This is a genomic window from Ectopseudomonas oleovorans, assembly GCF_003052605.1.
Lineage (GTDB): Bacteria > Pseudomonadota > Gammaproteobacteria > Pseudomonadales > Pseudomonadaceae > Aquipseudomonas > Aquipseudomonas oleovorans_A.
This window is the reverse complement of sequence record NZ_QASO01000057.1, coordinates 1-11,871: the sequence shown is the minus strand read 5'-3', so window position 1 is coordinate 11,871 and position 11,871 is coordinate 1. Positions and strand designations below refer to the sequence as shown.

Here is an 11,871-nt window from a genome sequence, read left to right as displayed (position 1 = left end):
GGGCTTTGTGCCCTTTGCGGGCAAGCGGTGAGTAAGGAAACGGGCTGGCACGATCACCACGTCATCAGGCGTGTGGACGGCGGTTCGGATACTTTACGTAATCGCACCCTGCTTCATCCCAACTGCCACGCGCTGGTTCACAGCCAGCGCCAAGAGGTAACTCTACGATTCAGCGGCTTATAGCTGTAGAATCCGACGCAACACTTCGTACGTTGCCGGCCAAGCTACTTGGTTTTTCGTAAGCTTGAGCCGTATGCGGTGAAAGCCGCACGTACGGTTCTTAGGGGGGGATGAGCCAGCAATGGCCTATCCCTACCCGACTTATCCCCTAAGCCTCAAGGTAACCCCACGATGTCCTTCGCTGAGCAACTGTCCCGCCTGCAAGCCTTTCTCGATGCCGATGAGCTGCACGAAGAGGCGTTGGACTACGTGGCCGCCCACGGTTACCTGACCGCCCTGGCCATCTGCCCGGATCAGGTACCGGAGCGTGAGTGGATCGACGCGCTGTTCGCCGAACCGCCGCACTACCGCAGCGATGCCGAACGCGAAGAGATCGAGAGCACGCTGATTCACCTGAAAGCCCATATCGCGCGTCAACTGGCCGGTGAGGAAGAGCCGGAGCTGCCGTGCGATCTGGACCTCGGCGAAGAACCGGACGACTCCGACCTGCGCGGCTGGTGCATCGGTTTCATGGAAGGCGTGTTCCTGCGTGAAGCCGTGTGGTTCGAGGATGCCGAAGACGAAGTCAGCGAGTTGCTGCTGCCAATCATGGTCGGCTCCGGTCTGTTCGACGAACAGACCGAGTTCGCCGAGATCGCTCGCGACCGCGACCTGGTGGACAGCATGATCGACCAGATTCCCGAGCTACTGACCGCTCTCTTCCTGCTGTGCCAGGCTCCGGAAGAAAAACCCGCACTGCTCAAGCCTCGCCACTGACCCCATGAGCCGGGGCTCGCCCCCGGCTGCCGCCAAGACCCGCCCATGCCGCGTGACATCCAGCCAAGCCGCCATCGCAGTGTCCGTTACATGCTGCTAGCGATTGGCTGGTTAAGCGTGGCACTCGGGGTCATCGGCATCTTCCTGCCCGTACTGCCGACCACGCCATTCCTGCTCCTGGCGGCGGCCTGTTTCGTGCGCAGCTCACGGCGCTTCTACCTCTGGCTGGTCACCCACCCGCGCCTGGGGCCATGGATTCGCGACTACCTCGAAGGCCAGGGCATCCCGCTCAAGGGCAAGGTCTATGCTCTGGTGCTGATGTGGGTCAGCATAAGCTTCTCCTGCTATCTGGTGCCCATGCCCTGGGCGCGCGCGTTCATGCTCAGCAGTGCGGTGCTGGTCAGCCTGTATATCCTCAAGCAGAAGACCCTGCCCAATCCCTGAGCGCTAAACGCATTCCGGATTGCATTCGGCTACGGCTACCAGCCACCTCTTCAACAAGCTTTTGACGCTGCCTTCTTACTCTGACGATGCGGCCGGCAAAAAGCCGATACTTCACCTAGACTCTGCCAATCGAGCCAGGAGACCACGACCCCATGCGACAGCTGCGCGTTCAGGGATGGCGGTGGCGGCTGCTGATCCTGTGGATCGGCGGCGGGCTGCTGGCCGCGCTGGCAGTAGCCGATTGGGACTTTGCCGTGATCGTGAAGAATGCGGAAAACCGCTACGGCAACCTAGGCCCTGCACGAAAACGCATTCTCGACTGGGAAGAGTTGATCAAGAGCAGCGCCAGCCTGAACGAGGCGGACAAGCTCAACGAGGTCAATCGCTTCTTCAACCGCACCATCCGCTTCGTCGATGACATCCAGCTCTGGCGCGAGAACGACTACTGGGCCACGCCGGTAGAAATGCTGGTCAAGGGCGCAGGCGACTGCGAGGACTACTCCATCGCCAAGTACTTCACCCTGCGCCGCCTCGGTATCCCCAGCGAGAAGCTGCGCATCACCTACGTCAAGGCACTGAATTACAACCAGGCGCACATGGTGCTGACCTACTACTCCAGCCCCACTGCCGAGCCGTTGGTACTGGATAACCTGATCAACGACATCCGCCCTGCCTCACAACGCAACGACCTGCTGCCGGTGTACGCCTTCAATGCCGAAGGCCTCTACCTGCCCGGTTCGAACACGCGCAAGAGCGACTCCAAGAAGCTCTCGCGCTGGCAGGACATCCTGAAAAAAATGCGCGCGGAGGGCTTCGCCATCGGCGAAGGCTAGGAGGAAAGAGGAATGTCCCTACTCAAGCAACTGTTTCTCGCCATCTGCCTGTTTCTGGTGATGGCTTTCACCGGCAGCTTCATCGTCGGGGTGGAGAGCTCACGCGAACAGTTGATCAGCCAGCTGCGCTCGCACGCCCAGGACGCCGCCACGGCGCTGGGGCTGTCGATGACGCCGCACGTGGACGACCCGGCGATGATCGAGCTGATGGTCAGCTCGATCTTCGACAGCGGCTACTTCGCCAGCATCCGCGTGGTGCGCATCGCCGACGACAGCGTGATCGTCGAGCGCAGCACCGAGATCAAACCCGAAAACGTACCCGGCTGGTTCGTCGACCTGGTCGATCTGCGGCCCCAGGGTGGCGATGCATTGATCATGCGCGGCTGGGAGCAGGCAGCACGGGTCGAAGTGCTAAGCCACCCGCAGTTCGCCCTCGCCCGCCTGTGGGACAGCGCCATAGGCAGCTTGCTCTGGCTATTGCTCTGCGGCCTGGTCAGTGCCGTGCTCGGCGGCTGGCTGCTGCGTACCCAACTGCGACCATTGGACAACATGGTGCAGCAGGCGCAGGCCATTACCCGCCGTGAATTTCTCACCCTGCCCCGCGTGCCACGCACACCGGAACTCAAACGTGTGGTGCTGGCGATGAACCAGATGGTCGACAAGCTCAAGACGCTGTTCGCCGAAGAGGCCACGCGCAGCGAGAAATTGCGCGAAGAAGCCTACCAGGACAGCCTCACCGGCCTGGCCAACCGCCGTCAGTTCGACATACGCCTGAGCAACCAGTTGGTGATCAACGAGCAGCATCCGGATGGCTATCTGTTGCTGCTGCGCCTCAACGACCTGGGCGGCCTCAACCAGCGCCTCGGTGGCCAACGCACCGACGCGCTGATCGCCGCGCTGGGCGATCAACTCAAACAACTGCTGGCGTTACCGGGGCGCAGCCAATGGCTGGCCTCACGCAACCGCGGCGGCGAGTTCACGCTGCTTGCACCCGGCCTCAATGGCGAAGACGCAGAGCGCCTGGCCAGCGAGCTCAGCGAAGCCCTGAACAGCCTGAAGCAGACCGGTGCCAGTGACTGCGATCCCGTTGCCCATATTGGTATTGCCGCCTTTCGCCCCGGCGAACAGAGCGCGGCAGTGCTGAGTCGCGCCGATCAGGCTCTGGCTCAGGCACAGAGCAACACCGACAGGTGCTGGGAACGCCTCGACGACTTCACCACCCAGGCCACTCAGGGCCTGCACGACTGGCGCGGCTGGATCGACGATGCGCTGAGCCTGGGCAAATTGCAGTTGTATTTCCAGCCTGTAGCCGAATGCGCGACGGGCAGGTTCATGCAGCACAAGGTCCTCGCACGCCTGCTTGATCCAGCTGGAGAAGCCATCACGGCCGGGCGCTTCCTGCCCTGGATCGAGCGCCTGGGCTGGGCCGCGCGCTTCGACCTGACGATGCTCGAACACAGCCTGGAGCACCTGACGCAACATCCTCGCCCCCTGGCATTGAGCCTGTCTGCCGCGACCCTGCGTAATCAACAGGACAAAGCGCGCCTGCTCGAGGCGCTGAACAGGCACAAAGACGTAGCGCACCTGATGACGCTGGAAATCGATGAACGCCACCTACCGCCACCCGCCGAGCTGGAAACGCTGAGCCTGGCGATTCGTGAGGCAGGTTTCAACCTGGGCCTGCAGCATTTCGGTGGGCGCTTCAGCCTGATTGGTAACCTCACCCACCTGGGCCTGGCGTACCTGAAGATCGACGGTACCTACATCCGCGCCATCGACCAGGAGGGCGACAAGCGGCTATTCATCGAAGCGATCTTCCGCGCCACCAACAGCATCGACCTGCCGTTGATCGCCGAGATGGTGGAAACCGAAGAGGAACTCGCAGTGCTGACCGAACTGGGCATCCACGGCGCCATGGGCCGTCTGATCGGCGCACCGGCGCCGTGGGGCAAGCAATAGCTGCAGGAGCCCCTACCGGGGGTAGTTTCTGAAAATTACGGTTGGCGCACCGGCCGCTTCGCCGCGGGGCGCGGCTCCTACAAAGGCGGGGTTCTAAACCAGATTGTGTTCGTCGTCGCCGAGCAGGCCGCTCAGGCCCTCGATCTCGGCTCGCGCGATGGCACGCTGGTCGAGCTTCTGCCGCGCCGCTTCGGGCAGGTCGGTGTAGCGGATCACGCCGCGCTCTACAAGCACGCTGACTACGTCTTCCAGCACGCGCACGAGCTCCAGGTCGGACTGCTTGAGGCTGTCCAGACGCGCCTTGACCTCCTCCTTGGCCTCCAGCCAGGCCTGCAACTCGTCGCTCTCGACCGCCAGGTTTTCCGTCATTCCCTCGAAAGGCTCGTATTCAACCCGCAGTAACCGCCCCGCGGCATCGCGCTGTACGTAAACCATCGCTGCCTCCAGCAAACGCCATAAAAAAGCCCGCTACTCGGAACGGGTAGCGGGCTTACTCTAGTTGAGTGCTCCAACCAAGGAAACTCTGACAAGCATTTCCCTTTGCCTGAGAGGCCACCAGCGCAGCGCTGACGGCCTCCCCTCACACCTCAGGCGACCAGCTGATTCTGGTCCAGCATGCCCTGGATGATATCTGCAGTGTTGCTACCGGAAAGGATGGTGTTCTCCAGAGTGATGGTCTGATCCACCGGCGCGCCACCTCCGGCGCTGGCGATGTTGATCACCGTACTACCCGGATCGCTGACGAAGTCGAAGCTCAGGTATTGGGTCAACACATCAGCACTGGCTGGATCGCTGACACCCACCAAAAGCTGCGACAGATCCAGCTTGTCCGCGCCATTGCCGAAGTCCTTGACGATATCGTGGTAGTTGCCGCCACGATCATCGGCGTTCCACACGAAGGTGTCGTTGCCTGCACCGCCAATGAGGATGTCGTTGCCCTTGCCGCCGATCAGGGTGTCGTTGCCATCACCGCCCTCCAGACCATCATTACCACCCCGACCATGGAGCGTATCGTTGCCACCCAACCCCAGCAGCACATCACTGCCTTCGCTACCCAGCAAGGTGTCGTTGAGCCCCTCATGGCCCATCACCACAGTGGGCTGCACCGCAACGCTGGAACCGATACCGACTACCAGACGCGCCGTGCTGACATCGCCATCAGGCTGGGTCAATTGGTAGGTGAAGACATCTTCCTTGCCCAGGTTGGCGTAGTCGGGATCCGGTGTGTAGGTGTAGGAGCCGTCGCTGTGCAACAGCAAGCTGCCCCACTGCCCGTCGATAGTTTTCGAGGTGCCCACGGCGACGAAGCTGCCGTTGTCCAGCACGCTGAGCGTCGCCCCCTCGCTCCCCTTGCTGTCCACCGCGCCCCATGGATGGTCGCTGTAGAGGTAGTTGTTGGCATCGGTCAGCACGTTGCCCGCTACCGCCGTGGCCGTGTCGACCAGCATCGCGGCTGCCACGGTGATCAGCGTGATGTTGTCCACCCGGACACGGAAGCTGCTGCTGTTATTGGTGCGATCATTGACCTCGAAATAGAGGCGATAAGTGCCCTCGCCCACGCTGTTGCTGGTGACGGTAGTCGAGTTGTTGGAGGCATGGGTGCCACTCTGAACGTCCGTCCAGCTATTGCCATCCTGCTTGTACAACGTCCAGCGGAACTGATCGCCCGAACCGCTGCTGCTGAAGTTTCTGATACTGCCCAGGTCGAAAGACACCTTGGCCGTGCTGCCCTCGGCCACCTCGAAAGTCGGCGTGGCGGCCTTGGTGCTGACATCGGGCTTACGGTCGCTGTCGACGAGCTGCAGGGCACGGCTCTGCACACTGACGCCATTGGACGAGCCAAGTGCAGTCACGCCCCATTTGCTACCCGAAACATCCAGGACATTGGCCTGCGTGATCACCGTGGTTTCATTGTCACTCACGTTGCCGTTGTCGGTGGTATCGAATATCCAGGGGTTGTAGTTGGGCCCGGACGAAGCCGGGTTGACCGTTGTGGAAAAATTCGCCAGGACTTGGGATACCGGGTCGGGCGTGACCCATTTCTGCCCGACGATGGCCTGGTTGTAGTTGTCGTAGGCATAGACCTCGCTGCTGTCGGTAATGGTCAGCTTCAGGTCGGCGGACACCGCATCGCCATCGCGATCGATCAGGGTGTAGCGGATGGTATCCGTCACATCCTCGGCGACATCGCCGTTGAAGTTGTAGGTATAAACCCCGGTGACCAGGTTGACGCTGAACGAGCCGCCACCCACGGTGGTGAAGGTCAGCGTATGGCTCGCGGCATCGTAGGCAGCCGACTCGCTGGTATACGTGACACCGTTGTGGGTGATCGCAGCAATCGGCTGCAAACCCGGGCCATCGGCACCGAAGCCATTGCTGCCTTCGCTGATCAGGTTGCCGGAGATCACCGTCCCCGTCACCGTGCCCTGCAGGGTGTCGTTGAGCTGATTGAGGTTGGAGACCAGGATGCCATCGGTGTTGACGCCCGCCTTGCCGTCATAGGCAATGGGGTTGAGCAAGGTCTTGTCGAGGTCACTGCCCAGCCCCATGCCCAGCGCATAGGACTTGATGTCCTTGGCCGTGAGGAAGGCGATCCAGTCCTCCTCCTCGCTGTCGCCGATACCATCTCCCAGTTCCGGGTTGTACTGGCTGCCACTGTTGTTGCTGCCCGGATTGGCGTTGGACAACGTCGGCTGGCCGTCGGAGAGGAAGTACGAAACGTTCTGTACCCCTGCGCCGGTGAGCTTGCCGGACGAGTCGTAGGCATTCATCGCCTTGATCAGGGCATCGTCATAGTTGGTCGCACCGTTGCCGGCGTTGTTGGCCAGCGCGGTCAACCAGGCCTTGGCGTCGCTGGCCGTCATCCAGACATTGCCCACGGCACTGGCCGTATTGGAGAAGGTGACGATACGTACCATCACGTCGCCGAGGTTGTCGTAGCTGTCGATCAGACGTTGCACGGCATCCTTGGCCAGCGCCAGCTTGCTGCTGAAACCGCTGACACCCGACGGGGCGTCGTCCATGCTGCCGGACAGATCCAGCACCACCATGAGGTTGGTATGGATGCCTTGCGGCTCACTGGCGGATTTGGCGATGTCATCGGGCGTGGCCGGCGAGTCATCATCCACCGTGATCGTCAGGCTACCCGTGGCCGGAGCCGAAGGCGCAGCGGAGTCCCAGACCTTGTAGGAGAAGGCCAGGTTCAGGTCGTTCTCGTCTGCCGTACCATCGACATCTGGTGCCGGATGGTCGAGTGGCTTGAACAGCTTGAAGCTGTATTGCCCAGTATCCGAATTGGTCAGGCTAAGGGTGAAGACCGGATTGCCACCGGCATCGTACGCACTCAGCGTCTTGCCATCTGCACTGAGCTGATAGTTGAGCGCCGAACCGCCTGAAGACAGGCTGCCAAGACCACTGGCATCCCAGGCGAAACCACCGAAGCTGTCCACCTGATAACCGAGCGCCCCACTGGCCGTGGTGGCTTCGCCAGCCAGGTCGTTGGGGCCTCCGGTCAGCCCATGGGTCAAGCCATCCTCGTCGACGCTGCCGGAAGCCTGACCACCGACCGGGTCGTTGCCACCGAGCGTGAGGGTCACGGTGGCCGTGGAAACGTCGCCATCACCGTCGGTGATCTGATAGGTGAACACCTCCGTACCGGCGCTGGCCCCACTGCCAGCGCTGTAGACCAGATTGCCGCTGGTATCAATGACCAGCGTACCGCCCTGGCTGCCCTGGCCGATAATCTGCACCGGCGAGACGCTAGCCCTGCCATCGTTGCCAAAGCTGTCGTTGCCGGTGAGGTCATTGACGTTGCCGACGACCTGATCGACTGCAGAACGTGAGACCTCACCGGCAATCCCATCGTTGACCGCCATCGGTGCGTCATCACGGAAGCCCAGTACCTTACCCAGGTCGATACTGGCCGAATCCTGATCGTCGTCGGCGTCGGTGATGGTGGCCTGCAGTCCGATCTTGTCACTGCCCAGCAGATGCAACTCATCCGGCTGGGCAGTGGGATGAACCACAGCCCGCAGTTGCGTCAGGGTCACCAATCCTGCGGCGTCGACGCTCAGGGTGAAGACCAGCTCGTTACCGGTTTCGGTACGGCCTTCCAGCACCGAGCCGTTGAACACCAGCTTGACCGCTTCATCGCTCTCGGTATCGACCAGCCCGGAGTTCGGCGACTTGATTACCAACTCGTAGACCAGAGAACCAGGGCCGTCGGCACCATACTCGGCGTTGAAGGCCGAGCTGAAGTTGCGGCTGACCGTTGCATCCGGCGTGCCCAGATAGGTCTCGTCCACCTGCAGCGGCATGCCCCAGGTCACATTGGTATTGACGTCGTTGTAGTCGTAGTCGGGATTGTTGGTCACGTCCTCCCAGTTCTGGTTGCCGGGTGCGGCGTTGTCCTGCAGGTGCGAGCCGCCCGGGTTGAATTCTGCGCGATCGAACAGCACGTTGGAACCGCCAGCACCGGTCAGTGGCACGCCAGCCAGCAAGGCCTGCCAGTTGCCATCAGCGTCCTGCTGGAAGGTCAGCTCGGCGCCATTGCTCAAACCAACATTGGCGGCGCCATTGGGGATGATGAAGAAACCGACCTCACTCGGGTCGAGCCCATCCAGATCGAAGGTGGCTCCTGTCGCCTGCGCCTTCACATCAGCCCAGATCACCTTGCCCACGGATGGATTGCCCTCGGCATCTCGCGAGTAATAGCCGTAGCTGTTGTGATAGCCGGCATCGGTGCCGAGGAAGGTGGCCTGCGACTCGAAGCCCGGCTGCATGGCCTGGATGGTCGGGGTGTCATCGTTGACCGTGACAACCAGCTTGCCCACGGCGGTATCACCATCACCGTCGGTCACGGTGTAGCCGATCTGCAGTTTGATGTCGTTTTCGTCCTGGCCAGCCGGATGCATCAGGGGTTGATGCAACTTCAGCTGGTACTTGCCGAGCGCCGGATCGGTCAGCACCACGGTCACCAGCGTGTCGCGCTCGGCACTGCTGATGGTCAGCGTTTTGCTGTCGGCGTTCCAGGTCGAGGTAACGTTCTCGGTGCCCAACACGCTCGGCCCGGACAGCGAGATGCCACGCAGACCATCAGAGCCAGCGTCGAATACCAGCGTGCCGGAGACCGTGGTGTTCGCCCCTGTTACGTCGCCCTCACCACCGTTGATGCCATTAGGTAGGCCTTCATCGTCCAACGCGTAGGCGGCCTTGGTGATGCCCGCTGAGGGGCCATCGTCCTCGAAGCCGACTACCTTGCCCAGATCCAGACTGGCACTGTGAGAGTCGCCATCCTTGTCATAGACGGTCACGCCGAGCTTCAGCACACCGGCGCGAATCAACGCCAGCTCGTCATGATTGCTGGTATTGCCATGGACGATGGCCTCGTATTGCACGAGAGTCACACTGCCACTGCCGGCATTGACGCTGACCTTGAATACCGTGACGCCGTTGGCCACACCCAGCACGTTGCCGTCGGCATCCTTGTACAGGCGAATATCACCGCCGGCGGTAGCATCCAGCCCAGAGTCCACGCCGTCCTTGCTCAGATTCAACTCGAAACGAGTACGCGACGTGTCCTGGCCATCCGAACCGGCATCCACCGTGAGTTTGAACAGATCCTTGCCGTCGATGCTAGCGTAGCCGAGCACATCACCATGGCCTTGCTCGTCGTTCGGCGCGACATGACCATTCTCGTTCTGGCTGGAACCTGTGCTGCCCACCGATTCGTCGACGTACAGCTTGGTGCCGTGCTGCAGCTCGAACTTGGTGATTTTCGGGCCGTCGTCCTGGAAGGAGAAGTAGGACGAATTGCCGCCAGCAAGCTCGACCTTCGCGGTACGGGTCACCGCGTCACCATCACCGTCGACACGGGTAACCTGATACTGCAGCTGCAACGAGCCCTGGTCTTTGATCAACAGATCGACCGCCTCGTCAAAGCGCTGATCGTTGTCCGGATGACGGATCGCTTCGAACAGCGTGGTCTGCAGTTGCGGCTGCCCATCGACAGTGACGATGGCGATGGTGAAGACCGTATCGCCAGAGGCATCGACACCCTTGATCAATTGGCTGTTGGCCGGGTCAACGAACAGACGGATGGCACCGCCATGGGTGGCCGACAAGGTGGTGGCCAGCCCCAGGGGCGGCACCCCGGAGAAGCTCAGCGTACCGCTGAGTGAAGCCTCGCCATCAGCCCCGGCTGTCCCACCGATGGTGAACAGCGAGGTCAAGCCGCCAGCAAGCTCAGTGGTGACCTTGGCCAACGCGCCATTGTCGTCGTTCACGTAGCCCTGGCTCTGGTTATCGTTGGCGGCGTAACGATCATGATTGCCACGGGTTTCGTCCAGCGCCACTTCCAGCTGAACCAACGCTTGCTTATTGACCCCTAGACTCAGGGTCGGCACATCGTCCTCGATATTGATCACGAACAGGCCGCCAGCACCCTGCGGCATCTGCAGCGGGTCGCCATCGCCATCGGTGATCGCCAGCAACTGGGTGAAGTCGATGCCAAAGGCACCGTCCGACGACCAGAGCTCGTTGTCATCACCATTTTTCAGCGGATGGTCGATTGGTCCCTGCAGTTCGAAGCTGAAGTCGCCGTTGGCCTTCACCACCAGCTCAAATACCGTATAGCCTCCTACAGCAGTGGCCGTGAGCGTGGTACTGAGCAGATTGCCACTGCCATCGCACTCTTTGGTCACCACGTATTCCAGTGGCTCACCGCCGGAGGTAAGGCCTTGCGCCCATAGCAAGCTCTCTGCCGTCTCGGCATCCACCAGGCTGAACTCACCGGGGCCATCGGCGCCGAACGACACCAGGGCGGAAAGGCTTCCGCCACCAGTGGCAGTGCTGATCACCAGTGTCTGCAACGCACCGTCGGGGTTACCCGCATGCGGTTCGCTCAGCAAGTCTTCGTGCACAGTGCCCCCCACAGCAGGTAGCTGCGGATTGGGTTCGTTGAGCGTCGGCACATCATCTTCGATATCGATGACGAAGCTGCCGGCGTCGAAACCGTCGTTCAGCGGGTCGCCGTCACCGTCGGTGGCCACCAGCAGGCCGGAGAAGTCCAGCGCCAGGCTGTTATCACCCAGGGTTTCCGCGTCGATGCCATCGGCCTCCGGATGATCCAGCGGGCCCTCCAGGGTGAACAGGTAGCTGCCGTCCGGGTTGACCAGCAGGGTAAACACCGGTGCGCCGCCCTCGCCGGCCGTGGCCGTCAGGGTGCTGCCGTCGGCCGAGACGGCGTAAAACAGCTCGACGTTGCCCGAGGTCAGGCCCAGGTCCTGCAGGCCGATCAGCGCACCCGGGGCGGTGCTCAGCTGGAAGCCGCCGCGGCCGTCGGCGCCGAAGTTGACCAGGGCGTCCAGCGCCCCGACATCGCCTTCGACCGTCAAGGTCTGATCGCCGCCTTCGGCGTTGCCGTTGTCCAACGCGTCTTCATGCACCAGGCCGCCCACGATGGGCCGTTCGCCCGGGGCGCCGACCAGTACCGGCACGTCGTCCTCGATATCGATGACGAAGCTGCCGGCGTCGAAGCCATCAGCCAGCGGGTCGCCGTCACCGTCGGTGGCCACCAGCAGGCCGGAGAAATCCAGCGCCAGGCTGTTGTCGCCCAGGGTTTCCGCGTCGATGCCATCGGCCTCCGGATGATCCAGCGGGCCCTGCAGGGTGAACAGGTAGCTGCCGTCCGGGTTGACCA

The 11,871-nt window shown here is 61.9% G+C and carries 7 protein-coding genes; 5 read left to right on the top strand and 2 right to left on the bottom strand.

Annotated elements, in window-relative coordinates; genetic code table 11:
• From DBO86_RS10180 to lapD, 5 genes are all read left to right on the top strand, one after another.
• The coding region (locus tag DBO86_RS10180) for an HNH endonuclease signature motif containing protein (RefSeq protein WP_146173180.1) at positions 1 to 183 on the top strand (183 nt) is incomplete at its 5' end.
• Between the two features lie 168 nt (positions 184 to 351).
• Positions 352 to 936 (top strand): UPF0149 family protein, encoded by a 585-nt coding sequence (locus DBO86_RS10175; protein ID WP_074861309.1) that lies wholly within the window; start codon positions 352 to 354, stop codon positions 934 to 936.
• 45 nt (positions 937 to 981) lie between these two features.
• On the top strand, positions 982 to 1,380 hold the full coding sequence (locus DBO86_RS10170; protein WP_003461611.1) for a YbaN family protein: 399 nt from the start codon (positions 982 to 984) through the stop codon (positions 1,378 to 1,380).
• A gap of 152 nt (positions 1,381 to 1,532) precedes the next feature.
• Complete coding sequence (lapG, locus tag DBO86_RS10165; protein WP_108233608.1) at positions 1,533 to 2,213, top strand: cysteine protease LapG; 681 nt, start codon at positions 1,533 to 1,535, stop codon at positions 2,211 to 2,213.
• 12 nt (positions 2,214 to 2,225) lie between these two features.
• Positions 2,226 to 4,172: a cyclic di-GMP receptor LapD gene (gene lapD / locus DBO86_RS10160; RefSeq protein WP_108233607.1), complete on the top strand. Its 1,947-nt coding sequence runs from the start codon at positions 2,226 to 2,228 to the stop codon at positions 4,170 to 4,172.
• 93 nt (positions 4,173 to 4,265) lie between these two features.
• Here lapD and DBO86_RS10155 read toward each other — a convergent pair whose 3' ends face one another.
• On the bottom strand, positions 4,266 to 4,607 hold the full coding sequence (locus DBO86_RS10155) for a tryptophan synthase subunit beta (RefSeq protein ID WP_104730017.1): 342 nt from the start codon (positions 4,605 to 4,607) through the stop codon (positions 4,266 to 4,268).
• Between the two features lie 152 nt (positions 4,608 to 4,759).
• Positions 4,760 to 11,871: DUF5801 repeats-in-toxin domain-containing protein (locus DBO86_RS10150; RefSeq protein ID WP_146173193.1), on the bottom strand; the 7,112-nt coding region annotated here is incomplete at its 5' end.

Excerpts from the sequence above, each read along its gene's own strand:
- DBO86_RS10175 (WP_074861309.1), top strand. The coding sequence starts at position 352 with ATGTCCTTCGCTGAGCAACTGTCCCGCCTGCAAGCCTTTCTCGATGCC.
- DBO86_RS10170 (WP_003461611.1), top strand. The coding sequence starts at position 982 with ATGCCGCGTGACATCCAGCCAAGCCGCCATCGCAGTGTCCGTTACATG.
- lapG (WP_108233608.1), top strand. The coding sequence starts at position 1,533 with ATGCGACAGCTGCGCGTTCAGGGATGGCGGTGGCGGCTGCTGATCCTG.
- lapD (WP_108233607.1), top strand. The coding sequence starts at position 2,226 with ATGTCCCTACTCAAGCAACTGTTTCTCGCCATCTGCCTGTTTCTGGTG.
- DBO86_RS10155 (WP_104730017.1), bottom strand. The coding sequence starts at position 4,607 with ATGGTTTACGTACAGCGCGATGCCGCGGGGCGGTTACTGCGGGTTGAA.